We start from the raw sequence: 25,747 nt of genomic DNA on the forward strand, positions 1-25,747 counted from the left end.
GCCTTACTCCGAATCCAGCTTCGCCAGCGTCAACACCCAGTCCGGCACGGTAGGTTCGCCGGCGAAGAAGCTCGCCGGTTCCTTCGCGCCGATCGCCCAGCGATGCAGCCAGCTCGGTCCGGCCGGGCCGGTGTAGGCGTCGGTGCGCTCGTAGGCGCGATCGCGCATGGCTTCGTCCAGGCCGATGAACCGGTAGCCGCGTTTGCGCGCCATCGCGATCAGGTCGCCGTAGCTGGCGGCGTTGAGCGCGTTGGCGTGGATCAGCCACACCTGCGGCAGGTTGTAGCCGAGCAGGGCGATCGATTGCTGTTCGTAGTAGTCGAGCTTGCTGCCCATGTACTTGATGTAATCGCGGCGCAACCTGGCCTTGAGCTTGGCCGCGCCGGGACGGTCGGCGGCGTGCAGATAGGCCGCGGCCCAGATCCAGTCGGAGTTGTCCACGGTCACCGGCGCGATGCGATAGCCGTGCGCGTCGAGGAATTTCGCCAGATCGACCTTGTCCTGCGCGCTGCGCCCGGCGCGCAGGTAGGGATGACGGAACCAGTGCGGGGTCTGCCCGCGCGCCTGCAGCATCGGCCGCAGTTGCCGCTCGCCGCGCAGGATGTCGTCTTCGTACGCTTTCAGCCCGACCGCATGCAGATCGGCGTGGCTGTAACTGTGATTGCCCAAGGTGGCGCCGGCGTCGAGCCAGTCGCGCAGCATCGCCACGCGTTCGGCCTGCAACTGGCCGCCGCCTTCGAGCTTGCCTTCGTTGACGAAGCCGATCACCGGCACGCCGGCGCGGCCGATCGCGGCGATCAGGCGGTGGTGGTCGGCGATGATCTGCGCGGTCGGCACGCTGGGCAATTGCACCCAGGGCAGATCGTCCACGGTCATCGCGATGCGCCGGTCCGGCGCGGTCTTGGCTTGCGCCGCGGCGGCGTCCGCGCCGCCCGCGAGCAGCAACAGGCCGGCGAAGAGGGAACGCAACAGCGTGGAATGGGCGAGCGTCGAATGGAGCGTGGCGAACGGGCGCATGCGGACCTCCGATCGGGGATGCGCCGATCATCGCCGCGCCGGCGCCGCCTGCCTACCGCCGCGGTTCGCAGTCGCGGCATGGGTCGCTAAATGGCCGGTCGCGTTCGCCGCCCGCGTCGTGCGACGCGGGCCGGCGCACGCCGCCGATCCCGAGGATCGCGCCTCAGTCGAGCTTGCGCGAAATGAAGTAGTAAGCCAGATTGCCGATCCCGATCGCGCCGAGCAGCACCGCGACGGTGCCGGGGTTGGCGTCGCGCCAGCCGGCGCTTTCGATGATGCCGAAGCCGACCGCGAGCAGGACCATGACGATGCCCCAGCGCAGGGCGCCGTGGCGGCGGCGGATGTCTTCGTCGCGGGCCATCGAGCGCAACAGCTCTTCGGCGCCGCCGGTCTGCAGCAGTTTGCTGCGGAAACGCGCCTCCACGACGATCTTGATCGCGAAGACGATGCAGACGAACAGGGTGATGGGGACGAGGATTTCTGGCATGGCGGCAGTCTCTGCGGGTTCGGGTCTGGCTGCAATGGATACGGCGCCCTCGCCGTCGGTTGCAGCCGGCCCCGCCGCGGCCCGCCGGGCGCGGCCCGGAAGGGCGCCGTGGCGCCCGGCGCCACCGCCGGCCGGACGCGGCGGCGGACAAGTGACAGGTATCACCGCGCGACCGGTGCCCCGCCACTGCAACCGCGCGCGCCGTGGCCGCATCCTCTGGGCCATGACCGGTACAACCCCATGAACGACGACCGCACCCTGGTCGAAGCCGTACTGGCGCGCGCGCCGGGCGCGTTCGAGCGTCTGGTGCGCGAGTACCAGGGGCTGTGCTGGCACATCATCCAGCGCATGGTCCGCCATCCCGACGACACCCGCGAGCTGTGTCAGGAAGCCTTCCTGCGCGTGCACCAGTGTCTGCACCAATACCGTCACGAGAGCCCGCTCAAGTCGTGGATCGGTCAGGTCGCCTATTCGGTCGCCAAGCGCCATCTGGAGCGCAAGCGGATTCCGATCGTGGAAGTGGCCGACGACGAGGACGCGCTGTCGCCGCTGGATCGGGTCAGCGACGGCTTCGATCTGGAGGCGGCCTGCGCCGACGAGGAAATCGCCGCCGGCCTGCACGCCGAGATCGAGGCGCTGCCGCCGTTGCAGCGCACATTACTGACCCTGTATCACCTGGAAGAAGTGCCCATCGGCGAAATCGCGCAGATCACCGGTCTGGCCGAGGGTACGATCAAGAGCCACCTGTTCCGCACCCGCGCGCGCCTGCGCCAGCGCCTGGAAGCCCGGTTGGGAGAATTCGCATGAACCGCACACCTGAAAACACCGCTGCCGACGCGGTCCGCTTCGACGATCCGCGCATCGCCCGCGAATGGGAGCTGCAGGAACGCGCCCAGCGCGAGGAACGCGCCGGCGCGCCGATGGACGAGGCCGATCCCCGCCTGGCCCAGTACCGCCTGCTGACCCGGGCCTTGCGCGCGCCGGTGATGGAGCCCATCGCGTACGGCTTCGCGGAACAGATCGCGCGCCGCGCGCAGGCCCTGGCCGCCGGCAACGACCGGGTCGAACGTTATCTGCAGCAGCTCCTGCTCGCCGCGCTGGTGGTGGCGGGCGCGGCGATGGTCTGGTCGAGCAGCGCCAACTGGTGGCCGGCGCTGCAGGCGCAGGTGCCGTCCGGCAGCCTGTCCTGGGGTGTGCTGGCCGGCGGCTGCTGTCTGCTGACCTGGGGCTGGGAAGGCGTCGCCCGCGCAATCGGCCTGGACGCCGCGCCCCGGCATACGGCGTGATCGACTGAGCGCCAGCCGCGCCGCTGTCTGCAGCGGCGCGCGCGGCGATGACGGCGGCGCCTGGGTTCACGGCGTTTGCTGCCGCGGAAATTTTCTATTGTGGGAGGGGCTTCAGCCCCGATGCCTTTCGCTCCGATCGCCTTGACCCTAACCGGGCCTGATCGAACAGCATCGGGCCTGAAGGCCCTCCCACAACAAACCTCGAAACGGACGGCCGCTCGAACAAAACGCGAATGTAGGAGGGGCTTCAGCCCCAATGCCTTTCGCTCCGATCGCCTTGACCCTGACCGGGTCTGATCGAACAGCATCGGGCCTGAAGGCCCTCCTACAACAAACCTCGAAGCGGACCGGCCGCTCGAACAAAACGCGAATGTAGGAGGGGCTTCAGCCCCGATGCCTTTCGCTCCGATCGCCTTGACCCTAACCGGGCCTGATCGAACAGCATCGGGTCTGAAGGCCCTCCTACAAAAGACCTCGAAACGGACGGGCCGCTCGAACAAAACGCGAATGTAGGAGGGGCTTCAGCCCCGATGCCTTCCGCTCCGATCGCCCTGATCCTAACCGGGCCTGATCGAACAGCATCGGGCCTGAAGGCCCTCCTGCAACAAGCCTCGAAACGGGCGGGCCGCTCGAACAAAACGCGAATGTGGGAGGGGCTTCAGCCCCGATGCCTTCCGCTCCGATTGCCTTGACCCTAACCGGGCCTGATCGAACAGCATCGGGTCTGAAGGCCCTCCTACAAAAAACCTCGAAACGGACGGGCCGCTCGAACAAAACGCGAATGTGGAAGGGGCTTCAGCCCCGATGCCTTCCGCTCCGATTGCCTTGACCCTAACCGGGTCTGATCGAACAGCATCGGGCCTGAAGGCCCTCCTACAACAAACCTCGAAACGGGCGGGCCGCTCGAACAAAACGCGAAACCGCATCCGCGCATTTGCGGTATCGCGACGGCGTGCGCAGTTCGCTGTCACCAGTGCCCTGCGCGTGTCACCCAAGTAACAGCCATCGCCGGACCCCCTCACCAGACTCGCCTGACATGCATACAACAGGAGAGGCGAGTGATGGAACGTACAAGACTCGAACGTCCCGATTTCAAGGCCGCCGATGAAATGTTCGCCAACGCGTGGCGGGTGAGCCTGCCGGAGCTGGAAGCGCGGGCGCGACGTTTCGCCGAAGGCCAGCGCGACCGCGCCGAGGAATTACTGGCCAATACCGCGATCAAGGCCTTGCTGTTCATGCGCCGCTCGCCGCAGACCATCACCGATCCGTGCGGCTTCCTGTTCGTGGTGCTGCGTCACGTATTTCTCGACAGCGTGCGCCGGCGCGGGCGCGACCGCGAGGTGTTCGACCGCAACCGCGAGGTCGACGGCGACTCGGCCGGTTTCGCCCACGACGGCCTGACCGCCTTGCAGAAGCTGGAACTGGACCAGCAGCTCGACCGCGTGGTCGATGCGGTGGCGCGGATGAGCCGCGAGCAGCGGCGCCTGTTCGCTTACCGCTTCATCGACGATCTGCCGTATCCGGTGATCGCCGAGAAGCTGCACATCAATCAGCCGCTGGCGCGCAAGCGGGTGGAGCTGCTGCGCAATCGCCTGAAGCTGGTGATGTCGCGGGATTGAACCGGCGCGGCCGGGCGCCGCGCCTTCACAAGCCCACCGGGACCGCGTTCCACCTGGATAGACCCGTAACGAACTCAACCCAAGGACAGGCTCATGGCCGATACCCCCGTCAACTCGCAGATCACCGACGCCGTCACCCAGACCAACGTCAAGGTGGTCGCCGAAGCGCCCGCGCAGGCCATCGCTTCGTTGTACCAGGTGTCCAGCCATTCCACGGGTCTGGCCTTGCAGAACGCCGTGCACAGCCAGCAGGTGCTCAATCAGATCTCGACCGCGGTGGTGTCCAAGGCGGTGCAGCTGATCATGGCGGTGGGCGACAAGACGTGATGCGCCCGTTGCCGACCATGCATGCCGGGATTGAGCGGAAAGAGGGTTTTCGACGCGCGGGAGAAGTGCGATGAAGTTCTGGTTCGGTAAAGACAAGGATTCCGCCGCGACGCCGGCCGCGCCCGCGAGCGGGCCGTCGCCGCCGACGGTGGCTGCGGCTGCGGAAGCCGCGCCCGCGCCGCCTGCGGCCGCTGCCGTTGCCGCGAACGCCGCGCCCGCAGCGCCTGCTGTTGCCGCCGCCGCGCCCGTCGTGTCCCCTGGCACGCCATCGCCTGGCGGTGGTGCGGCCGCGTCGTCGCCAGCGTCCTCCGGCGGCGACGCGACCGCGCCTTTGGCCGCGGACGCGGCATCGACGGCCGCCGCTGCGCCTGCGGCAACCGCGCCGAACTCGAACACGAATGCGTCCAACGCAGCCGCAGCCGCAGCCGCAGCCGATCCGAGTCCGACGGACGCGACGCCGGCCGCCGTCGCGCCATCGCCTGTATTCGCCGCCGCGCCGCCGAAAACGCCGCTGGCGACGGCGCGCGAACGCGCGACCCAGGGCGGCGGCGCGACACCGCCGGGAGCGTCGGCGACACCGTCGGCCACGCCGCCCACGACGCCGCCCACCACACCACCCACGACACCGCCGACGCCGCCGACACCACCAACACCGCCGCCGACCGACGCGCTCAATCAGAAGATCGTGCAGGCGGTGCAGTTCACCAACGCCGAAACCGCGTCGTACTCGCCTTCGCAGATCGCGACCGGCCCGGACATGATGATCAGCCAGGCCGCCGGCCTGGTCGCGCAATCGGCCGCGGTGTATTTCGACGGCGTCACCAAGATGGCGCTGGCCAGCCAGGGCGTGCTGATAAAGCAAATGACGCAGGAACTGGTCGAAGGCAACATCGAACCGGCCGCGGAAGACGCTTTGGGCATCCTCGCCACGGACATCTTCATTGCCGCCGCCGCCGCCGTCGCCGCCGCCGCGGGCGCGATGGAAGCCGCATCGGCGAGCTACGCCATCGATCAAATCGACAAGAGCATCGACAAGTACTCCACCTTGTTGCAGAACCGCAAGAGTTCCTGAGCGCTCAGCGCTCGGGAACGCGCCGCCGCCGTATCGCCGTAGCCGTTTCGTTTCATCGCTCCGTCCGACATTCCGTCATCACCGTCGCCGCCACCCGCGTGCGGGCGCTGCATCCGCGCCCGCCACGCCGCGCTGTCGCCGCGAATTTCGCAAAGGACCCAGGCCGTGGCTTACTTTTCCTTGCCCTCGCTGACGCTGCCCAGCTACCGATTCGATTACCACAGCCATTTCGGCGGCATCCTGCCGGTCGAGGACGAGACCGCGACGGCCGCGCAGGCGGTGCAGCTGCCGGTGGCCTACACCCAGCAAGGCCGCGACGGCACCATCGAGGTCGATGTCAACGTGCAGATCGCGCAAGGCCAGCAGCTGTCGCTGGCCGGCGCGTTCGGCGGCGCCGCCGACGCCCAGCAGGGCCGCCGCGGCGCCCTGTCGTTGTTCCTCAAGGCGCTGGCGCTGATGGAAGAAAGCAATCCGTTGGCGATCCTCGCCGCCAGCGGCAATCGCCAGCGCTACGAGCGCGGCGAATGCATCGCGGAGGACATCTACATCGCCTGCGTGTGCCTGGTCCGGCGTATGGAACTAGCCGATCTGAGCGGCGCGGCGGCGACCGATCCGGTGCTGTACAAGAGCGTGCGCGGCGCACTGGAATCGATCGCCAAGCGCTCGTCGCTGCCCGGCGCGGCCGATGCGCTGGCGCCGCTGCTGCCGACGCTGCGCTACTTCAACGACAAGATCTACAGCGCGAGCAAATACACCCCGTTCGACGATGCCTACCGTGCGCGCTCGTTCGCGCTGAAGAAGCTGCGCGCCGAGCCCGGCGGCGAAGAGCGCTATCTGCAATGGATGGCGATGAGCCTGCTGTATCTGGAAAACGAAGGCATCGGCCATGCCCAGCTGGCCCTGGGCGAGGACGAGATCCGCGCCGCCAACGCCGTGGCCAGCAGCTACAACAGCGCGCGCAGCACCCAGTACAAGCTGCTGGGCCACACCTCGGCGGTGTACGGCGGCGACAAGGAACTCGAACGCGATCTCAACACCAAGCTGCTGCCGCTGTTCCAGGACGCGAGCCTGACCGAAGTGGTCGGCATCGATCTGCTCGGCAGCGAGAACAAGGTCGGCAACTACGCCGAGCTGTTCGCCTTCCTGACCGCGCAGGCCAGCCAGGCGACGCCGCCGTTGACGCAGTACTTCGGCAGCGGCGCGAATGCGCGCGCGCTGCAGTTCGTCAATCACATCCACTGCGGCGAAGGCATGGGCGTCGCCGCCGACAACCGCTCGGCGATCGGTTATGCGATGGCGTACTCGGCGCAATTGCCCGACGCGCCGTTCTACCGCGCCTACGCCGACTACGTGCTGACCTGCCTGGCCGCCGCGCAAGGCCGCCAGGCCGACCATCCGCGCGGCAGCGCCGGCACCCACGCGCTGTCGGACAACCAGGTCTCGGGCCTGTTCGACGAATTGTTCCGCAACGACTCGTTGACCATCGGCGGACTGACCCTGCGCCGCTACGACGGCAACAGCACGCGCACCCGCGAACTGGTCGCCTACGCCGGCAAGCGCAACATGATGGCGCTGTGCGAATCGCTGGACCTGCCGTCGGCGCCGCCGCCCGCGGGCGCGCCGCCGTCGCCGCCACCGCCGCCCGCGCCCAGTTACTACGCGCTGCTGACCGCGCCGGCGACGCTGCTGAGCTTCCGCCTGGGCCACGCCTACTACTACCGCAGCTTCGTCGCCGCGCGCTATCCGGTGATCGCCTTCGACACCAACCTGGGCAGCAACGCGATCACCGGCGCCTCGGGCCTGTTCGCTTCGGTGGAGGGCTACCGGCTCAACCGCGGCTTCCGCCATCTCGACGGTTATGTCGATACGGACCTGCTCACCGCCGTCACCGACACGGTGATGTTCACCGGCTTGCAAGCCCTGAGCGCGGATCAGGTCAATCAGCTGATGCAGCTGGCGCGCGGCTCGACCACCCTGCCGCTGCTGTTCAGCGCCGGCGCGCCGGTGATCACGCCGATGCTGAGCGTGGCGATGGCGCCGATCATCCAGACCATCGGCGCGGCGAACTGCTACCAGGGATTCCAGACCCTGGTCACGGCGATGATCGGCGAAAATCAGTCGCGCAGCGTGTGGTTCGCCGCTCTTGCGCGCGCGCTGAACCTGTTCATCAACTGGCGCTGCTATCTGCTCGGCTCCGACGCGCAAGGCGTGGAGCACACCGACATCCAGGACGAATACCTGCGCAGCGTGCTGCTGCTGGCCTACAACCTGGTGCCGTTCGATTCCGCGCCGGGCGCGACCGGTGTGGTCGGAAGCCAATTGCAGCAACTGATCTTTGATGTCGCCGCCGCCTACTGGCAAAGCACCATCGGGCCGCTAGCGGGCTATTCCAGCCAGCGTCAGACCACCGCGACCATCGCCGGCTACAAGGCGCCGGCATCGGTCGTCACCGTGACGCGCAACGCGGCGCCGGCCTGAAATCCGGCCGCATTGCGTATCGCATGACTTGTAGGACCGGAGTTCGCTATGGACGAGAATCTGCATTATCTGCTGCATGAGGAACTGGAAGGCCTGTTCGATTCGCCGGCGGCGCCGGAAAAAACTGCGAGCGTCGGGGCGGTGACGGGCGCGGCCGCCATGCCGGCGCCACAACGCGTAACGGCGGCCGAGCCGGCCGTTACCGCCGCATCGACCACGACAACTGCGACGGCCGTCGCGTCGCCGTCGGCGCAGATCGCCGAGCTGGAGCAATCGACCGAGGCGATGATCAAGCGCCTGATCGAGCTGCTGGCCGAGCCGAAAGTGGTGCAGGCGCTGACGCGTCTGCTGGGCGTGCGCTGAATGTCGGCCGTGGCGAAACAGCCGCCCGCCGCGCGGGCCGCGCGCTCGGACCTGGACGAGCAACTGCGCGTGTTCGCGCACAAGTACTTCGATCTGGAACTGAGCGAGGCGCAACGCGCCGAACTGGCCCTGCACCTGATCGCGCCGGACGCGCACGCGCGTGCGCAGACGAGCGCGGCGGCCGGCGGACGGCGCGGCCAGGCCGGGGATGCGATCGACGAAGAGCGCCAGCGCATTCAGGCCGTGATCAAGCAGAGCCTGGGCCGCGCGCAGGCCGCGCTGATCAGCAACGCCCAGGCCGAGCGCGCGGCCGAGAGCGCCGTGCTCGGCGCGCTGGAACGCACCGACTCGCTCGAAGGCCTGCGTCCGAAGGATCTGCCGCCGGGCACCCAGCCGCCGCTGATCTCGCAGATCGCGGGGCGCCTCACCGAGCTGATCAAGGCCGAAGTCGATGCCTGCTTCCAGCAACAGTTCGGCCCGCTCGCGCTGCAGCTGCAAGCGGTGATCGACACCGCCCAGGCCAAGGGCCTGCTGCCGAAAAAAGACGAAGACGACGCTGCCGGCGACGCTTCGAAAAGCGGAAAAACCACGGAAAAACCCGCTGCCGCCGCGGCCGCGGGCGAAGCGCGCGACAAGTCCGCCAAGACCTCGGCGCCGGCTTCACAACGCGATTGATGACTCGTTCTTCAGCAACGTACGGCATCGGCCGTACTTCATCCTAAGGAGCTCGACATGGCATTCCCTACCGCCGTCAACGATCAAATCACCGATGCCGTCACCCAGTCCAACGTCAAGGTCATCGGCGAAGCGCCGGCCTTCGCGATGGGTTCGATCTATCAGTCGATGGCCCACTCCACCGGCATCTTGTTCGAGAACGCAGTCTCGGCGCAGCAGCAGCAGAACACGCTGGCGCAGGCCGCCGCCAACCAGGGCGTGATGCAGATCTACAGCCTGGATACGACCGCCGCCGCCGGCGCCACCGAGAAGGTCGCCCAGACCGGTGTGTCCGACAACCTCACCAGCCTGATGACCGTGCTGCAGGCGTTCAAGTCCTAAGCCGTCGATCGCCGCGATCCGGCCGCGCAGGTCGGATCGAAGATGCCGGCTCGCGGTTTGCATGAGCCGGGCCGGCATCGGCCTTCGCCGCTTGCGACGCTTGAAATCCGATTACCGCTACCGAGGATTCACTCATGGCATATCCCACCGCAGTCAACAATCAGATCACCGACGCCGTCACCCAGTCCAACGTCAAGGTCATCGCCGAGGGCCCCGCCTTCGCGATGGGCTCGATCTTCCAGGCCTCGGCGCATTCCACCGGCATCCTGTTCGAGAACTCGGTCGCCGCTCAGCAGCAGCAGAACACCTTGGCGCTGGCCGCGGCCAACCAGGGGGTGATGCAGGTCTACAGCGTCGACACCACGGCCGCCGCGGGCGCGACGGAAAAGATCGGTCAGACCGGCGTGGCCGACAACCTGACCAGCCTGTTGACCGTGTTGAACGCGTTCAAATCGCCGTCCGGCCTGTAAGCCGCGACGGACGCGATGCCGGACCGCCGCAGGGCGCCGGCATCGTAGCGGCCACGCGCGCCGCGAGCAGCAGTACGGCGACGACGCCACGACTGCAGGGGAACCATCGCTGTTTCGGCCATCGTCCTCGCCGCGGCTTCCGAACGCAGACGTCCACAGGGGGCGTTATGAAACCTGCCACCGGCCGCGGTCGCGGCCGTCATCACCTGGGCGCCCGCAGCGGTCGCCTCGCCGCCGCCGCTGCCGGCGCGCGGCCGAGCTTATGTCCCTGACACCGGACGACGGCAACGCGGTGCGCCGGCGCCGTTGGGGCCTGGATCGCTGCGCGCTGCTGCGCGGCCTGCCGCCGACGCTGCTGGAGCACATCGCGCGTCACAGCACCGAGCTGAATCTGGACGAAGGCGACGCGCTGTTCTTCAAGAACGATCCCAGCGATTTTCTCGCCTTCGTCGTGCACGGGCGGATCTACAAGCTGCTGTACGGGCCCGATGGGCAGGAGTTGATCGTCGATACGATCGAAAGCGGCGAGACGGTCGATGAGACGCCGCTGCTGGATACGCATTCGCACACCTTCACCGCGGTGGCCTACACCGCCACGCGGGTGTTGCTGCTGTCGCGCCGGCACTTTCCCAGCCTGACCTGCGATCCGGGGGTGATCGAACGCGCCCACGTATCGCTGTGCCTGCGTTTGCGGCATGCGGTCGAGAGCCTGGAGACCATGTGCCTGCATCGGCTGGAGTCGCGCCTGGCGCGTTATCTGCTGTCGCTGATGCACAACCAGTCGCGGCCGCGCGAAGGCGATTTCGAAGTCGCCTTGCCGCCGACCCAGAGCATTCTGGCGGCGATGGTCAACGCCAGCCGGCCGAAGTTGAACGCGCAGTTGCAGACCTGGCATCGCAGCGGTTTGGTGAGCCGCAAGCGCAATATCCTGCGCATCAACGATATCGACCAGTTCCGCTGCAAGGCGTATCTGGGTCGCGATGCGGAACGGCCGGATCAACGCGCGAGGTCGACGGCGGCGCGGCGTAGTGCGTGATGTCGAAGATGCGCGTCGTCGCTGCATGCTGTTCCCCCCTTTGAAAAAGGGGGGCTAGGGGGGATTTGCTTTTAGCCGCACGGCCCGAAGAACAACCGCAAAAGCAAATCCCCCACGTCCGCTTCGCGACCGTTCGCCCCCTTTGTCAAAGGGGGCAACAGCAAAAGCCGCGGCGAAACGATCTCACTTCAACATCGGCCCCAGCTTCGTCCACACATGATCGCGCAGCTTCGGTTGCGCGCTGGCGATCGGATGCAGGTTGTCGGCCTGGAACGCGGCGCGATCCATCGCCACCGGTTCCAGCAGGAACGGCAGCAACTGGGTGCGGTACTTCTGCGACAGCTCGCGGTAGTTGCGCTCGAAGCCTTCCGTGTATTCCTTGCCCAGGTTCGGCGGCATGCGCATGCCGATCAGCAGCACCTGCGCCTTGGCGCCCTGCGCGGCCTGGATCATGCGCTCCAGATTGGCCCGGCTCTGCGCCAACTGCAGACCGCGCAAGCCGTCGTTGGCGCCCAGTTCGATCACCACCACGGCCGGCTTGTTGCGCTGCAACTCGCCGGCGATGCGCGCCGCGCCGCCGGCGGTGGTTTCGCCGCTGATGCTGGCGTTGACCACGCGCCAGCCGGGCTGGGTCTTGGCGATGCGCTCGGCGGTCAACGACACCCAGCCCTGCGAGGCGGCCAGGCCGTAACCGGCCGAAAGCGAATCGCCCATGAACAACACCGTGCGCGCGGCCTTGGCCGCGGGGGCCGCCGCCGCCGGCTTGGCGGCCGGCGCGGGCTGGGCCGAAAGCGGCGCCCCGGCGCTCAGCAGCACGGCCGCGGCCAATAATGCGGCCCGCGCGCCGCCCGTGCCGGCCGCGCGGGCATGCCCGATGGCCCATTGAACCGTGCCGCGCCGTGCCGCATATCCTTCATTCGCGCGTCTGTCGCCAGCGGCATCGGTGCCGCCGCGGTGCGGGCCCGCAGCGGCATGCCGGGCGCCAAGGTTCTTAAAGATCATTTAATAACGTCTCCCGATGATGCGGCGAGGCAAGCAGAAGGACGATCATGGCAGTTTCCAATCTCGCTGATTCGATCATGGCCGAGCGCATCGTGAAAGACGGTGACGAACCGCAGGCTGAAGCGACGCCAGCGGCGGCGCGCGGTGTGGCGACGCTGGAAGTCGATGGCCTGGGCAAGCACGTCGCGTTGCCGTCGGGCGAACTCACCATCCTCGATGGGGTCGGTTTCTCGATCGCCAAGGGCGACACCGTCGCCATCGTCGGCGCGTCGGGTTCGGGCAAGAGCACCTTGCTGTCGTTGCTGGCGGGCCTGGATTCGCCCAGCACCGGCACGGTCAAGCTCGACGGCGAAAATATTTCCGCACTGGACGAAGACGGCCGCGCGCGCGTGCGCGGCGAGAAGGTCGGCTTCGTGTTCCAAAGCTTCCAACTGCTGCCGTCGCTGACCGCGCTGGAAAACGTGATGCTGCCGCTGGAACTGCGCGGCGATCGCGATGCGCGCACGCCGGCGCAGGCGATCCTGGACAAGGTCGGATTGGGCCAGCGCCTGGAACACTATCCGCGCCAGTTGTCCGGCGGCGAGCAACAGCGCGTGGCGCTGGCGCGCGCGTTCGTGACCCGGCCGTCGCTGCTGTTCGCCGATGAGCCCACGGGCAATCTCGACACTCACACCGGTCAGGCGATCATCGAATTGCTGTTCCAGCTCAATGCCGACGCCGGCACCACGCTGGTGCTGGTGACCCACGATGAGCATCTGGCCGAGCGCTGCCATCGCCGCATCCGCCTGGACAGCGGCCGACTGGTGCAGGGCTGATCGTGGGCCGGATCATCGCGATGGCATGGCGGCAATTGCGCCGCGACCTGAAAGCCGGCGACGTGCGCATCCTGCTCGCCTCGCTGGTGCTGGCGGTGCTGGCGGTGACCGCGGTCGGTTTCGTCACCGATCGCGCCGAGCGCGCGCTGGCGATCGAAGCCAACCGCCTGCTCGGCGGCGACGCGGTGATCCGCGCCGATCAGCCGATCCAGGGCGCGTTGCGCGAAGCCGCTTCGGTGCCGCAACTGCGCCGCGCCGAAGCGACCGAACTGCAGACCATGATCCGGGTCGGCGAGCGCCTGCAATTGGGCGATCTGCGCGCGCTGGGTCAGGGCTTTCCGCTGCGCGGCAGCTTCCGCATCGCCGATCGCGCCGGCGGCGCCGAACGCGATGCGACCGGCGTGCCCGCGCCGGGCACGGTGTGGATGAGCCAGGCCGGCGCCGACACGCTCGGGGCGAAGATCGGCCAGGACATCGCCATCGGCGATTCGCGCCTGCGTCTGGCCGCGCTGGTCACGCAGGAACCCGACGCGTCGCTGGACTACTTCAACATCGCACCGAAGGTGTTTCTCAGCCTCGCCGATCTGCCCGCGACCGGCCTGATCCAGCCCGGCAGCCGCATCCGTTATCGAATGGTCGTCGCCGGCGCGCCCGGCGCGGTCGAGCGCTTCGTCGCCGCGGCCAAGCCCGCGCTCGGCCGCGGCCAGCGTCTGGAAACCATTTCCGACGCACGCCCGGAAGTGCGCTCGGCGCTCGATCGCGCCGGACGTTTCCTCGGCCTGGCCGCGCTGGTGTCGGTGGTGTTGGCCGCGGTCGCGGTGGCGATGGCCGCGCGCCGGCACAGCGAGCGCCATCTGTCCGGCACCGCGGTCATGCGTTGCCTGGGCGCGAGCCAGCGCACCCTGGTCGGCATCCACGTCGGCGAGATGGTGTTGCTGGGGTTGATCGCCAGCGCCATCGGTGTCGCGCTCGCATTCGGCCTGCAATGGGCGATCGGCGGCTGGCTCGAACAGTCCTTGAAGATGTCGATCCCGGCGGCGAGCGCGATGCCGGCGCTGCAGGGCTTCGGCGTCGGTCTGGTGGTGTTGCTCGCCTTCGGCGCGCCGCCGGTGCTGGCGCTGCGCCGGGTGCCGGCGCTGCGCGTGCTGCGCCGCGATCTTGACCCGACCGAGCCCAGCGCATGGCTGGTCGGTGTCGCCGGCCTGATCGGGCTGGGCGCGTTGCTGTGGTGGAAGGCGGGCTCGGTGGCCTTGGGCGCGTACATGCTCGCCGGCATCGCCGCGACCTTGGCGGTATTGGCGTTGCTGGCCTGGGGCATGATCGTGCTGGTGCGCCGGCTGCGTTCGCGCCTGCGCGGCAGCCTGCGCTATGGCCTGGCCAATGTCAGCCGCCGCGCCGGCACCAGCATCGCCCAGGTGTCGGCGCTGGGATTGGGATTGATGGCGTTGTTGCTGCTGACCTTCGTGCGCACCGATCTGCTCGATCGCTGGCAGCTGGCGCTGGCCAGCGATGCGCCCAACCGTTTCATCATCAACGTGCAGCCCGACCAACTGGTCGATGTGCGCAAGTTCATCGGCGCGCAAGGGCTGGCCGCGCCGACCTTGTTCCCGATGATCCGCGCGCGGCTGGTGTCGTACAACGGCAAGCCGGTGACCGGCGACAGCTACGCCGAACGCGGCGATCGCGCCAAGCAACTGGCCGAGCGCGAGTTCAATCTGTCGGTGGCGCAGACGCTGCGCGCGGACAACAAACTGGTCGAGGGCAAGTTCTGGGCGCCGCGCAAGCTCGCGCAGCCGGAGGTTTCGGTGGAAGAAAGCTTCGCCGAGACCTTGGGCTGGAAGGTCGGCGACACGATCGGTTTCGATATCGCCGGGCAAGCCTTCAGCGCCAGGATCACCAGCCTGCGCAAGGTCGATTGGGAGAGCTTCCGTCCGAACTTCTTCGTGATCGCCTCGCCCGGATCGATGGACGGCTACGCCGCCAGCTACATCACCGCGATCAGCGTGCCGCCGGCGCAGACCCGCTTCACTTCGCAGTTGGTCGAGCAGTTCCCGAATCTGTCCGTGATCGACGTGGAGGCCGTGCTCAAGCAGGTACGCAGCACCGCCGATCAGGTGTCGACCGTGGTCGAGGTGGTGTTCTATTTCTCGCTGATCGCCGGTGTGCTGGTGCTGATGGCGGCGGTGAGCGCGAGCCAGGACGAACGCTTGCTCGAAGGCGGGGTGATGCGCGTGCTCGGCGGCAGCCGCAGGCAGTTGCGTCTGGCGCAGGCGTCGGAGTTCGCCGCGATCGGTTTGTTGTCGGGCCTGACCGCGGCCATCGCCGCCTCGGTGCTGGCCGGCGTGGTCGCGGTGCAGGTGTTCGATTTGCCATGGGAATTCGATTGGCGCATGGCCGCGACCGGTGGCGGCCTGGGCGTGTTGGCGGCGTTGGCGGCCGGCATGTTCGCGACGCGACGGGTGCTGGATGCGCCGCCTTCGGTGACGTTGCGCGAGTTGCAGGGCTGAGGCGGCCCTCACCCCAGCCCTCTCCCGCAAGCGGGAGAGGGAGTACTTGCGACTCGGAACTTGGAGCCCCTCTCCCGCTTGCGGGAGAGGGGTTGGGGTGAGGGAACGCTCTTAAACCTGCAACTGCGGCTGCGCCTGAAACCTGCGCGCATACCCGCGCTCTTCCGCCACGCGCTCGACCTCGGTATCGGCCAAGTCCGCCGCCGCGTACACGACGTACACCATCGAGCCTTCGCGCAAGCCGACATGATGCAATCGATAACGCTGAGCGCCGCTGCCGGTATCGGGCGGGTAATGAAGCGGCGGCTCGCCGCTGTCGAAGTCGAGTTCGCTGTTGTCGACGGTGCCGCCGACGAATAGGGCTCGCATCTGCTATCGCTCCTGAGTCAGGGGAACGTCTCGCATCGTCCCCATCGCGACGTTGCGGCGCGATGAAACCGGCGTTGCGCCGGCGCAAAATCGCAGCCAGATTTGCGATAAGCGCGACGCGCGCTCATTCGCCCGGCGACAGATGTCCGGAAAACACCCGATGGCGCGGATGCAGCCGCAGCCACAAGCTCTGCGCCAGCAACAATGCCGCGACCGCGAGCGCGCCCCACGCGGCGATGCTGGCGCCGCTCAGCGCCGAATCGGCCTGCTTCACATAAACCGCGGCCAAACCCCAGAGCGCGGCGAGGGTGTAACCGGTGCTGCCGCGCATGCGCGCGTTCAGCGCCAGCAGCAACACCGCCGCCAGCGCCAGCAACGCCAGGCTCCACGCCAGCATGGGGTCGGTCGGCAGCAGCCGATAGGCCACGATCACCTGCGCGGTGTTCAGGAACGCCGCCAGCGACAGCCAGCCGGCGTGCAGAGATATCGCGAACTTGGCCCAGATGGCCTGTCCGGGCAGGGGCGAGAGGTCGCGGGCCAGCACCACCGCGGCCCAGGCCATGCATGCCAGCGCCAGCCAGATCGCCGCCAGGGCCAGCCAGAACCACTGCTGCGAGAAGATCGGCATCCACAGCGCGGTCAGGGTGAAACCGGCCGCCACCGCCGGGCGCAGCCGCAGCAGGGTCTCGTGCTCGCGCCAGCGTCCGCGCAGTTGCCACAGCGCGAAGGCCAGATCGAGCAGGAAAATCAGGCCCCAGATCGAGAACGCGTAACCGGCCGCGACCAGCAAAGTGGGGTAGCGATCGGAGATTTCGCCGGTGTCGGGGCCGAAATAGCCCTGTTGCGCGAACCAGGCCACCGCCGGCATCAGCGCAGCCGCGATCAGGACGGGCAGGCGCACGGCGTCCTCCTTGAGATCCAATGCCACACCCTAGCGCGCAGCCGCGTAAAATCGGCGCGATGATCGAATCTCTCCGTAATCGCCATGCGCGTTGATCCCTCCGACGACGCGCTCGATACCCTGTTCCAGCCTTTCGCCGACGGCGTACTGAGCTGGCCCGAACACGGCGGCGCGCTGTTCCTGCGCGCGCGCGACGGCGTCGGCCTGCGCCAGCGGCCGCGCCCGGGCCTGGTCTGCGAGCAGGATTACAAGCCCGCGCTCGACGCCCTGCATCGCGGCGGCCTGGAGACGATCGAGCTCGAATCGGCCGATCCCGCGCAAGCGCCGTCCAAGCGTTACCCGCTGGTGCTGGTGCTGCCGCCGCGCCAGCGCGAGGAAGCGCGCGCGTTGTTCGCGCAGGCGATCGCGCACACTGCGCCGGGCGGGCGGGTGGTCGCCTGCCTGCGCAACGACGAGGGCGCGCGTTCGGGCGAGGACGATCTGGGCCGCATCGCCGGCAAGGTCGCCAGCCTGTCCAAGCGCAAATGCCGGGTGTTCTGGACTCCGCCGCTGGACGGCGCGCCCGATCCGCAGCTGGCGCGGCAATGGGCCGCGCTGGACGCGCCGCGCGAGATCCTCGGCGGCCGTTTCCGCAGCCGCCCGGGCCTGTTCGCCTGGGACCGGGTCGATCCGGCCTCGGCGCTGCTGGCCGAACACCTGCCGGCCGATCTGGCCGGCCGCGCCGCCGATCTGGGCGCCGGTTACGGCTATCTGTCGGCGGAACTGCTGGCGCGTTGCCCGCGCATCACCGCGCTGGATCTGTACGAAGCGCAGGGGCGCGCCGTGCAACTGGCGCGGATCAACCTGCAGCGCATCCACAGCGCGGTGCCGATGGAATTCTTCTGGCACGACGTCACCGCCGGCCTGTCCCAGCGCTACGACGTGATCGTCAGCAATCCGCCGTTCCACGCCCAGGGCCGCGAAGAGCGCCCCGACATCGGCCGCCGCTTCATCGCCGTGGCCGCCGAGGCGCTCAATCCCGGCGGCCGCCTGTGGCTGGTCGCCAATCGCCATCTGCCGTATGAGGTCGTGCTCGACGAACGCTTCGGCCAGGTGCGCACGGTCGCCCAGCACGGCGGCTTCAAGGTGGTCGAGGCGATCAAGGCGCGGGGCCGCGCATGAAACTGGTCAAGCTGATCGCCAACCTGGGTTACGGCAGCCGCAAGGACGTGACCGCAATGTTCCGCCAGGGCCGCATCACCGATGCCGGCGGCGAGGTGCTGTACGCCGACGACAAAGTCGAGCATGCGGCGATCCGCATCGACGGCGAAGCGCTCGATCCGCCGCAGGGCTTGACGATTCTGCTGCACAAGCCGGTCGGCTACACCTGTTCGACCAAGGACCCCGGCCGCGTCGTCTACGACCTGCTGCCGCCGCGTTATCGCCTGCGTTCGCCGCTGCTGTCCACGGTCGGCCGGCTGGATCGCGACACCAGCGGCATGCTGCTGCTGACCGACGATGGCGGCCTGCTGCACCGGATCGTTTCGCCCAAGGCCCATCTGGACAAAGTGTACGAGGCCACGCTGGCCTCGGACCTGCGCGGCGAGGAAGCCGCGATCTTCGCCAGCGGCGAGCTGATGCTGGAAGCGGAGAAGACGCCGCTGGCGCCGGCCGCGCTGGAGGTGCTGGAACCGCGCCGGGCGCGGTTGATCCTCACCGAGGGCCGTTACCACCAGGTGCGGCGCATGTTCGCCGCGGTCGGCAACCACGTGGACGCGCTGCATCGCGCGCGCATCGGCGGTTTGTCGCTGCGGGACCTGCCGAGCGGGCAATGGCGCACGCTCGATTCCGCCGACCTTGAGACCTTGTTCCGTGGCTGAGTTCGCCGTGCGTCCGCTCGATTTCGTTCCCGCCGCGGTGTTGTTCGACATGGACGGGCTGATGCTCGACAGCGAACGGGCGATGCTGGAAACCTGGCGCGAAGCGGCGCTGACCGAATCGATCGACGCCGACGACGGCCTGTGGCTGTCGATGGTCGGCATGCATGATCGCGCCAGCTTCGCGATGTTGGCCGGGCACCTGGGCGAAGACGCGGCGACGCGGCTGCGCGATACCAGTTATCGCCTGTACGACCAGCGCGTGGTCGCCGGCTTGCCGCGCAAGAACGGCCTGCTGGAATTGCTGGATCTGCTGGAAGCGCACGGCATCGCCAAGGCGGTGGCGACCTCGACCCGGCGCGAGCGCGCGCTGAGCAAGCTCGCCGCCAGCGGGCTGATCGATCGCTTCGGCGTGATCGTGACCGGCAGCGATGTCGAGCATCCCAAGCCGGCGCCGGACATCTATCTGCTGGCGGCGCGCGAACTCGGCGTGGACCCGCGCCGGTGCGTGGTGCTGGAGGACTCCGAGCCCGGCGTGCGCGCGGCGCTCGCGGCCGGCGCGACGCCGATCCAGGTGCCGGATCTGGTCGCGCCAGGAGACGAGTTGCGCGGCTTCGGCCATCGCATCGTCGCTTCGCTGGGGCGGGCGCATGAATTGCTCGACGCGGTGCTGCGGGGCGGGGATGGGTGGGCTGTGGTTCGCGGCTAAGAGCAAATCCCCCCTGGCCCCCCTTTTTCAAAGGGGGGAAGCGTTCTAGGGGTTGTGCAGGGGCTCAGACGACGCAGCTTCGTTGCAAGCAAGCTCTTGCTGTTCCCCCCTTTGAAAAAGGGGGGCAGGGGGGATTTCGCTCTTGCCCCTAAACCATCAACCGCCGCCACCCCTCGAACCCCAACTTGTTCAACGTCTCCAGATTCCGCTCCACGATCACCTCCGGGTCCGGAAACGCCGCCACCGCGCGCTCGACGCTGAGCTCGCGCAGCAGATGCAAGGTCGGGTAGGGCGAGCGGTTGGTGCAGTTGCCGACATCGTCGAAATCGGTGCCGGCGAACTGATAATCGGGATGGAAACTGGCGACCTGAATCTCGCCCTCCAGGTCCAGCGCCGCGACCGCGCCGTCGGCGAGGTCGAGGAAATCGTTGAAGTCCAGGAAGTCGGTCAACACCCGCGGATGGATCAACAAGGTCGTGTCGATCTTTTCCGGATCGCTCTGCTCCAGCAGCACCAGCTCCGAGGCCAGCTCTTCGAGCAAATCCTCGGGCGTGAGCGCCTCGCTCAGCACGAAACGCACCTGGCCCTTGGCCAGCACCGCCTTGGCGAACGGACACAGATTCAGGCCGATCACCGCGCGCTCCAGCCAGCGGCGGGTCGCTTCGATCGGATCGGCTGCGGGGGCCTGGCTCATGGCGAACTCAATCGCGGAAGTTGTCGTACTGCAGCGGCCGCTCGAAGGTGCTGGACTTCAGCAGCGCGATCGCGGTCTGCAGGTCGTCGCGCTTCTTGCCGGTGATGCGCAGCTTGTCGCCGTTGATCTGGGTCTCGACCTTGAGCTTGGCGTCCTTGATCGCCGCGGCGATCTTCTTCGCCAGCTTCTGCTCGATGCCCTGCTGCACGGTGACTTTCTGCCGCGCGCCGGCCAGATTGCTCTCGACCTCGCCGAATTCCAGGCAGCGCGCATCGATCTGCCGCGCCGCCAGGCGCTGGCGCAGGATCAAGGTCATCTGTTCGAGCTGGAACTCGCTCGGAGCCGATTGGGTGATGTGCTTGTCGTCGAGCACGAACTTGGCGTCCACGCCCTTGAAATCGAAACGGGTGGATAGTTCGCGATTGGCCTGATCGACCGCGTTGGTCAATTCGTGGGTGTCCACTTCGGACACGACGTCGAAAGAAGGCATGGCGCACTCGCAGGTAATGAAGGGAAACGCCGCAAAGGGTAACGCAAGCGCGGCGGCGATACGCAGCGTTGCAGCCGCGATGCGGTCAACGATCGGCCGGTTTGACGCCGCCGGCACATCGCCCGCCTAGAATGGCCGGGCACCGTTTCGGCTTCGGCGCCGGCGCATCCGCCGCCCGCCCGGTCCCCGCGGTCCCCGCGACCGCACCGACCCCACGCCGCCGCGCCCGTCTCAACTTCACCTGGAACCGCCATGCACAAGACCGCTGCCTACGCCGCGCAGAACGCGCTTTCGCCCCTGGCCCCGTTTTCGATCGACCGCCGCGCGCCCGGCCCGGACGAGGTGCTGATCGACATCCTCTATTGCGGCGTATGCCACTCGGACATCCATCAGGCCCGCGACGAATGGGGCGGGTCGGTGTTCCCGATGGTGCCGGGCCATGAAATCGTCGGCCGGGTCGCCCAGGCCGGCGCCAACGTCACCCGGTTCAAGCTCGGCGACGCGGTCGGCGTCGGCTGTTTCGTCGATTCGTGCCGCGAGTGCCCGCAGTGCAAGGCCGGCGACGAGCAATATTGCGACCAGGGCATGACCGGCACCTATAACTCGCGCGAACGCGCCAGCGGCGCGCCGACCCACGGCGGCTACTCGACCCGCATCACCGTCGATCAGGCCTATGTGCTGCGCATCCCCGAATCGATTCCGCTCGATCGCGCCGCGCCGCTGCTGTGCGCGGGCATCACCACCTATTCGCCGTTGAAGTACTACGGCGTGAAGGCCGGCGACGAAGTCGCGGTGGTCGGCCTGGGCGGCCTGGGCCACATGGCGGTCAAGCTGGCGGTGGCGATGGGCGCGCGCGTGACCGTGCTGAGCACCTCCGAGTCCAAGCGCGCCGACGCGCTGGCGCTGGGCGCGCACGCCTTCGCCGCGACCCGCGATCCGGCCACGTTCAAGCAACTGGCGCGCAAGTTCAATTTCATCATCGACTCGGTCTCCGGCGAGCACGACTACAACGCTTACCTGGGCCTGCTCAAGGTCGATGGCACGATGGTGCTGCTGGGCATTCCCGAAACCCCGGCGCCGGTCGCGGCCGGGCTGTTGATCAGCAAGCGCCGCAAGCTGGTCGGCTCGATGATCGGCGGCATCCGCGAAACCCAGGAAATGCTCGACTTCTGCGCCGAGCACGGCGTGGCCTCGGATATCGAGCTGATCGACATCGACCAGGTCAATCAGGCCTACGAGCGCATGCTCAAGGGCGATGTGCGCTATCGCTTCGTCATCGATATCGCCAGCTTCGACAAGGCGGCCTGAGGCGGCGCGACGGTCGCCGGTGTCGAAGTCGCCGTCCCCGTGAAGGCGGGGACAGCGCGATTCGTCCCAAGCCTTCATCCCACACGAAGGCGGGACTCCAGAGACTTGAGCGCCCGCTCGCCACGCCCATCGCGGCGCGGCCGGGTAAGCTGCGGCCATGCCGCTGCTGCTGATTCCCCTGTTGCTGTTGATCCTGCTGGCGCTGTGGGCGCTGCTGATTCCGATCGGCCTGATCCAGCGCTACCGCTACGGCAAAGCGCGGCGCCGTGCGCTGCCGTGGGCGATCGCTGTGGCGACGGCGCTGTCGCTGATCTCGCTGCTGCTGTTCTTCGCCAGCGCCTGGGCGATCGGGCACTGGATCGACGACGCGCCCGTGTACGCCGCGGCCGGGCTGGCGGCGGGCTGCGCGCTCGGCGCCCTGGGCCTGGCGCTGACCCGCTTCGAAGACGAGGCCAAGGGCTTGTACTACACCCCCAATCGCTGGCTGGTGCTGGGCCTGACCCTGATCGTCGCCGCGCGCATCGTCTACGGCCTGTGGCAGGGCGCGCACGCCTGGAGCAGCGACATGCACGAAGGCTGGTTGCCGCGCCAAGGCAGCCTGCTCGCGGTCGGCGGCCTGCTGCTGGGTTACTACCAGATCTACACCCTGGGACTGCGGCGGCGCCTTCGCCGGCATGCACGCGCATTCGCCGCGGCGCGATGAGGTGACACAGCGCAGGTGACGCGCGCGCCGGGGGCGCGGCATGATGGCCAGTCCCGTTCGTGCCGGCCGCCATGACAGTCCTGCTTCGTCCCCGCATCCCTCCGCGCAGCGCTCGCGGGCACGCGCCATGACCGCGATCGCGTCGCGGCAGCGCCGCGCGATCGCGAGCATGCTGATCGCGGTGCTGATGTTTTCGATGATGGACGCGCTGCTCAAACTGCTGTCGGAGCACTATCCGCCGTTCCAGGTCGCGACCCTGCGCGGCCTGTCGTCGTTGCCGTTCGTGCTGACCTGGGCGATCGCCAGCATCGGTCTGCGCTCGCTGTTGCGGGTGCGCTGGCCGCTGCATCTGCTGCGCGGCGTGCTGGGCGTGGGCATGATGGCCGCGTTCGTCTACGGCGTGAACCGGTTGCCGCTGTCCACCACGTACTCGGTGTTCTTCATCGCGCCGCTGCTGATCACCGCGCTGTCCGGGCCGATCCTGGGCGAACGGGTCGGGCCGCGGCGCTGGATCGCCATCGGCGTCGGCCTGCTCGGCGTGCTGGTGCTGCTGCGCCCCACTGGCGAAGGCATGCTCAGCACCGCCGCGCTGGCGGTGGCGGCCGCGTCGCTGGCGTATGCGGTCACCGCGATCACCGTGCGCGTGCTGTCGCGCACCGACAGCACCCAGTCGATGATGGTGTGGCTGATGGTGATGATCAGCCTGGGCGCCGGCGCCCTGGCCTGGTCGGGCTGGGTTCCGGTGCGCGGCGAGGACTGGTGGCTGATCCTGGGCCTGGGCGTGGCCGGTTCGCTCGGCCAGTACGCGGTCACCGAGGCGTTCCGTCTCGGCGAGGCCTCGCTGATCGCGCCGCTGGAATATACCGCGCTGATCTGGGGCGTGATCCTCGACCTCAGCCTGTGGGGCGTGCTGCCCGATTCGATCACCTGGGTGGGCGCGGCGATCATCGTCGCCAGCGGCCTGTACCTGCTGCGCCGCGAGCGCGTTCACGCGGAAGCTGAACATCCTTAAGCGCGATCTCGCGCAAGCGCATCGGTAAACGCCGCGATCGTGCGTCTATACAGGTGTCCCGCAACCGCGCGCGGTGGCGGCGGGTGAACAAGAGTGAACGTGCGTGCGCGCTTCGCCGCAGCGCGCCATGACGATTGCTTCGCCACGGCGTAGTGTCGAAGCGTAGTCAGGGGAGAAGCACATGACCGCGCTCGTCCACGCTCCCGGGGCACCGTGCTGGTTCGAGTTGGCGAGCGACGATCAACCCGCCGCGGAGGCGTTCTACTGTGCGCTGTTCGGCTGGACGGTCGAACGCACGCCGATGCCCGACGCCAGCGCGTATACGATTTTCAAACTCAACGGCCTGGATGTCGCCGGCACCTACAGCCTGGTGCCCGGCGCCTCGCCCGGGCCCGACGGCAACACCGCCTCGCACTGGGGCGTGTATTTCCGCGCCGCCGACTGCGACGCGGTCGCCGCGCGCGCGGCGGCCTTGGGCGGGCACGTGATCGCCGCGCCGTTCGAACTGATGGAACACGTGCGCATGGCCGTATGCGCCGATCCGGAAGGCGTGGTGTTCTCGCTGGCGCAGCAGCGCGCGCATCCGGGCGTGGACGCGATCGGCGTGGACAACGCGGTGTGCTGGGCGGAGCTGGCCACCCGCGACATCGCCCGCGCCGAGGCCTATTACCAGCAGTTGTTCGGCTGGCGCATGCAGGCGCATCCGCACGCGCCGACCGGCTACCGCGTGTTCGTCGATGAGCAGCGCATGCTCGGCGGCCTATTGCAGATGCAGCCCGACTGGGGCGACCTGGCGCCGCACTGGTCGATCTACGTGCAGGTGCCGGACGTGGACCTGTGCGTGGAGCGCGCGCTGGCGCTGGGCGGGCAACTCGCGTTCGCGCCGTTCGACGCCACCGGCGTGGCTCGCATCGCCCGTCTCAACGATCCGACCGGCGCGGGGTTCTACGTGATCCATTTCCTCGACGAGGCAGGGCACTAGTTCGATCGCGCCGGGCGCAAAAAAAGAACGGGCTCCCGAAGGAGCCCGTTCCGTACTGCCAACCACCGCTGCGATGTCGCTGCAGCGTTTGCTGCCACTGCGTTACCGCACCTGCCGCTGCAACCTTTTCGGTTGATCAGAAGCGCGCGCCGATGCCGACGCCGACGGTGACCGGGTTCAGCTCGGCTTCGCCGACCTTGACGCCGTCCAGCTTCACGTCCGGCTTGCCCTGCATGTAGCGCACGTCGGCGCGGGCGAACCAGGTCGGGTTGATGTTGAGATCGACACCGGCCGTGGCCATGGCGCCCTTGGCGTTTTCCACGCCCAGACGCTGGCCGCCCGACAGCGATTCATTGCTGTAGTTGGCTTCGTAGTAGCCCAGGCCCACGAACGGACGCACGATGGTGTCGGCGCCGCGGAAGTGGTACTGGCCGCTCAGCGCGATCGGCTGCGAATCGACGCTGCCGATCTTGCCGCCGCCGGCGTTGACGCGGTGGCCGAACTTGTCCGCCGCACCCCACGCCTCGATGGCGATGTTGTCGTTGATGAAGTAGCTGGCGCTGAGCGTCGGCGCGCCGTCACCGTCCAGGTCGGTGCGGGTGCCGGCGATCTGCGGATTCTTGGTCGGCTGGGTCAGCGCATAGCCGCCGACGATGGCGAAGCGCTTGCCGCTCGCGCTGTCGGTGGACGCATCCTGAGCGAAAGCGGCGGGGGCGAACGCCAGCGCGCCGATCATGGCAAGGGTCAAATGACGAAAACGGATCATGGAGTGGACTCCTGTTGTTGTGTTGTGTGTTGCACGACGCCTTGGGGGAGGCGGTGCGCAAGGTAACAACGCATGCATGAACCGAACTTGCCGCGCGAACCGGCGTGAAGGAACTTTTCACGCGGGAAGCGTGTTAGAGGCCTGTTTTCAAGGGGAAAATGAACGAAATGAACATATTCGGACTGGTCGGAAATGGTGGCTGATTCTTGCTCGTCGCGTGTTGTTCAGTGTCGGATGTTCGCGGCCAGATGTTCGGATATGGCGACGAAAAGCCTTTAAAACAGCGATTTTCGTGTGTTCATGCGTTCGATGAACGAATCGTGGCTCGCGTGAACAGCGATCCGGCGGCGATGCATTCAACACGGCCGAAGCGATCGAAACCTCTTCAGCGCGCACCTAAACGGCGCAGAAACGCCTGTTTT

The 25,747-nt window shown here is 67.9% G+C and carries 29 protein-coding genes; 21 read left to right on the forward strand and 8 right to left on the reverse strand.

Features of this window, described 5'->3' with window-relative positions:
- Positions 1-3: 3 nt before the first annotated feature.
- Together J7J50_RS15550 and J7J50_RS15555 are read right to left on the reverse strand one after the other, a co-directional pair.
- Positions 4-1,017 (reverse strand): polysaccharide deacetylase family protein, encoded by a 1,014-nt coding sequence (locus tag J7J50_RS15550; protein WP_215056725.1) that lies wholly within the window; start codon positions 1,015-1,017, stop codon positions 4-6.
- Between the two features lie 163 nt (positions 1,018-1,180).
- The gene (locus tag J7J50_RS15555; RefSeq protein WP_215056724.1) at positions 1,181-1,504 is read right to left on the reverse strand and encodes a DUF6249 domain-containing protein; all 324 of its coding nucleotides are present in this window, start codon (positions 1,502-1,504) and stop codon (positions 1,181-1,183) included.
- A 240-nt stretch (positions 1,505-1,744) separates the two neighbouring features.
- Here J7J50_RS15555 and J7J50_RS15560 point away from each other — a divergent pair, with 240 nt between their 5' ends.
- The 11 genes from J7J50_RS15560 to J7J50_RS15610 all read left to right on the forward strand — a co-directional run bounded on the left by J7J50_RS15560 (position 1,745) and on the right by J7J50_RS15610 (position 11,211).
- On the forward strand, positions 1,745-2,311 hold the full coding sequence (locus tag J7J50_RS15560) for a sigma-70 family RNA polymerase sigma factor (RefSeq protein ID WP_057941535.1): 567 nt from the start codon (positions 1,745-1,747) through the stop codon (positions 2,309-2,311).
- Complete coding sequence (locus J7J50_RS15565; protein WP_215056723.1) at positions 2,308-2,790, forward strand: hypothetical protein; 483 nt, start codon at positions 2,308-2,310, stop codon at positions 2,788-2,790. Before J7J50_RS15560 ends, J7J50_RS15565 begins: the two co-directional genes overlap by 4 nt.
- Before the next feature lie 1,061 nt (positions 2,791-3,851).
- Complete coding sequence (locus J7J50_RS15570) at positions 3,852-4,409, forward strand: sigma factor-like helix-turn-helix DNA-binding protein (protein ID WP_215056722.1); 558 nt, start codon at positions 3,852-3,854, stop codon at positions 4,407-4,409.
- 93 nt (positions 4,410-4,502) lie between these two features.
- Positions 4,503-4,736 (forward strand): RebB family R body protein, encoded by a 234-nt coding sequence (locus tag J7J50_RS15575; protein WP_057941538.1) that lies wholly within the window; start codon positions 4,503-4,505, stop codon positions 4,734-4,736.
- Positions 4,737-4,806: 70 nt separating this feature from the next.
- Positions 4,807-5,808, forward strand: a complete 1,002-nt coding sequence (locus tag J7J50_RS24845) for a hypothetical protein (protein ID WP_251047722.1) — start codon at positions 4,807-4,809, stop codon at positions 5,806-5,808.
- A gap of 165 nt (positions 5,809-5,973) precedes the next feature.
- Positions 5,974-8,286, forward strand: a complete 2,313-nt coding sequence (locus J7J50_RS15585) for a hypothetical protein (RefSeq protein WP_215056721.1) — start codon at positions 5,974-5,976, stop codon at positions 8,284-8,286.
- Between the two features lie 48 nt (positions 8,287-8,334).
- Entirely contained in the window at positions 8,335-8,649 is a 315-nt protein-coding gene (locus J7J50_RS15590; protein ID WP_215056720.1) for a hypothetical protein, read from the forward strand.
- Between the two features lie 9 nt (positions 8,650-8,658).
- Entirely contained in the window at positions 8,659-9,324 is a 666-nt protein-coding gene (locus J7J50_RS15595; protein ID WP_215056719.1) for a hypothetical protein, read from the forward strand.
- A 57-nt stretch (positions 9,325-9,381) separates the two neighbouring features.
- A complete protein-coding gene (locus tag J7J50_RS15600; protein WP_057941543.1) occupies positions 9,382-9,705 on the forward strand; it encodes a RebB family R body protein in 324 nt (107 codons plus the stop codon).
- 134 nt (positions 9,706-9,839) lie between these two features.
- On the forward strand, positions 9,840-10,175 hold the full coding sequence (locus J7J50_RS15605) for a RebB family R body protein (RefSeq protein ID WP_057941544.1): 336 nt from the start codon (positions 9,840-9,842) through the stop codon (positions 10,173-10,175).
- Positions 10,176-10,437: 262 nt separating this feature from the next.
- A complete protein-coding gene (locus tag J7J50_RS15610; protein WP_215056718.1) occupies positions 10,438-11,211 on the forward strand; it encodes a Crp/Fnr family transcriptional regulator in 774 nt (257 codons plus the stop codon).
- Positions 11,212-11,394: 183 nt separating this feature from the next.
- Here the strand turns inward: J7J50_RS15610 and J7J50_RS24850 are convergent, their stop codons facing one another.
- Complete coding sequence (locus J7J50_RS24850; RefSeq protein WP_251044452.1) at positions 11,395-11,925, reverse strand: arylesterase; 531 nt, start codon at positions 11,923-11,925, stop codon at positions 11,395-11,397.
- Between J7J50_RS24850 and J7J50_RS24855 the strand changes: the two genes are divergently transcribed.
- From J7J50_RS24855 to J7J50_RS15625, 3 genes are all read left to right on the forward strand, one after another.
- Positions 11,924-12,097 carry a hypothetical protein gene (locus J7J50_RS24855; protein ID WP_251044451.1) on the forward strand — a complete coding sequence of 58 codons (174 nt, stop codon included), beginning with the start codon at positions 11,924-11,926 and terminating at the stop codon, positions 12,095-12,097. The two genes, J7J50_RS24850 and J7J50_RS24855, sit on opposite strands and share 2 nt — an antisense overlap.
- Before the next feature lie 163 nt (positions 12,098-12,260).
- A complete protein-coding gene (locus J7J50_RS15620) occupies positions 12,261-13,028 on the forward strand; it encodes an ABC transporter ATP-binding protein (protein WP_251044450.1) in 768 nt (255 codons plus the stop codon).
- A 20-nt stretch (positions 13,029-13,048) separates the two neighbouring features.
- A complete protein-coding gene (locus J7J50_RS15625; protein WP_215056716.1) occupies positions 13,049-15,535 on the forward strand; it encodes an FtsX-like permease family protein in 2,487 nt (828 codons plus the stop codon).
- 111 nt (positions 15,536-15,646) lie between these two features.
- Here the strand turns inward: J7J50_RS15625 and J7J50_RS15630 are convergent, their stop codons facing one another.
- Both J7J50_RS15630 and J7J50_RS15635 read right to left on the reverse strand, forming a co-directional pair.
- The gene (locus tag J7J50_RS15630) at positions 15,647-15,904 is read right to left on the reverse strand and encodes a hypothetical protein (RefSeq protein ID WP_215056715.1); all 258 of its coding nucleotides are present in this window, start codon (positions 15,902-15,904) and stop codon (positions 15,647-15,649) included.
- 124 nt (positions 15,905-16,028) lie between these two features.
- Positions 16,029-16,805, reverse strand: a complete 777-nt coding sequence (locus J7J50_RS15635) for a hypothetical protein (RefSeq protein WP_215056714.1) — start codon at positions 16,803-16,805, stop codon at positions 16,029-16,031.
- An 84-nt stretch (positions 16,806-16,889) separates the two neighbouring features.
- Between J7J50_RS15635 and J7J50_RS15640 the strand changes: the two genes are divergently transcribed.
- From J7J50_RS15640 to J7J50_RS15650, 3 genes are read left to right on the forward strand one after another with little or no spacing between them, the layout of a single operon-like run.
- Positions 16,890-17,966 carry a class I SAM-dependent methyltransferase gene (locus J7J50_RS15640; RefSeq protein ID WP_215056713.1) on the forward strand — a complete coding sequence of 359 codons (1,077 nt, stop codon included), beginning with the start codon at positions 16,890-16,892 and terminating at the stop codon, positions 17,964-17,966.
- Positions 17,963-18,664: a pseudouridine synthase gene (locus tag J7J50_RS15645; RefSeq protein WP_215056712.1), complete on the forward strand. Its 702-nt coding sequence runs from the start codon at positions 17,963-17,965 to the stop codon at positions 18,662-18,664. Before J7J50_RS15640 ends, J7J50_RS15645 begins: the two co-directional genes overlap by 4 nt.
- The gene (locus J7J50_RS15650) at positions 18,657-19,370 is read left to right on the forward strand and encodes an HAD family phosphatase (RefSeq protein ID WP_343222521.1); all 714 of its coding nucleotides are present in this window, start codon (positions 18,657-18,659) and stop codon (positions 19,368-19,370) included. Before J7J50_RS15645 ends, J7J50_RS15650 begins: the two co-directional genes overlap by 8 nt.
- 148 nt (positions 19,371-19,518) lie before the next feature.
- Here J7J50_RS15650 and J7J50_RS15655 read toward each other — a convergent pair whose 3' ends face one another.
- Positions 19,519-20,064: a DUF1415 domain-containing protein gene (locus tag J7J50_RS15655; protein ID WP_215056711.1), complete on the reverse strand. Its 546-nt coding sequence runs from the start codon at positions 20,062-20,064 to the stop codon at positions 19,519-19,521.
- A gap of 7 nt (positions 20,065-20,071) precedes the next feature.
- Complete coding sequence (locus J7J50_RS15660) at positions 20,072-20,554, reverse strand: YajQ family cyclic di-GMP-binding protein (protein WP_057941550.1); 483 nt, start codon at positions 20,552-20,554, stop codon at positions 20,072-20,074.
- A 252-nt stretch (positions 20,555-20,806) separates the two neighbouring features.
- Between J7J50_RS15660 and J7J50_RS15665 the strand changes: the two genes are divergently transcribed.
- The 4 genes from J7J50_RS15665 to J7J50_RS15680 all read left to right on the forward strand — a co-directional run bounded on the left by J7J50_RS15665 (position 20,807) and on the right by J7J50_RS15680 (position 24,559).
- Complete coding sequence (locus J7J50_RS15665; protein ID WP_215056710.1) at positions 20,807-21,862, forward strand: NAD(P)-dependent alcohol dehydrogenase; 1,056 nt, start codon at positions 20,807-20,809, stop codon at positions 21,860-21,862.
- 157 nt (positions 21,863-22,019) lie between these two features.
- Entirely contained in the window at positions 22,020-22,565 is a 546-nt protein-coding gene (locus tag J7J50_RS15670) for a DUF1453 domain-containing protein (RefSeq protein ID WP_215056709.1), read from the forward strand.
- A gap of 127 nt (positions 22,566-22,692) precedes the next feature.
- Positions 22,693-23,577, forward strand: coding sequence for a DMT family transporter (locus J7J50_RS15675; protein ID WP_251044449.1), 885 nt, complete (start codon positions 22,693-22,695; stop codon positions 23,575-23,577).
- A gap of 181 nt (positions 23,578-23,758) precedes the next feature.
- On the forward strand, positions 23,759-24,559 hold the full coding sequence (locus J7J50_RS15680) for a VOC family protein (RefSeq protein ID WP_215056708.1): 801 nt from the start codon (positions 23,759-23,761) through the stop codon (positions 24,557-24,559).
- Between the two features lie 136 nt (positions 24,560-24,695).
- On the opposite strand, the gene J7J50_RS15685 is transcribed toward J7J50_RS15680, so the two are convergent.
- The gene (locus tag J7J50_RS15685) at positions 24,696-25,325 is read right to left on the reverse strand and encodes an OmpW family outer membrane protein (protein ID WP_215056707.1); all 630 of its coding nucleotides are present in this window, start codon (positions 25,323-25,325) and stop codon (positions 24,696-24,698) included.
- Positions 25,326-25,747 lie beyond the last annotated feature (422 nt).

It is taken from the genome of Lysobacter sp. ISL-50 (assembly GCF_018612875.1).
GTDB lineage: Bacteria > Pseudomonadota > Gammaproteobacteria > Xanthomonadales > Xanthomonadaceae > Lysobacter.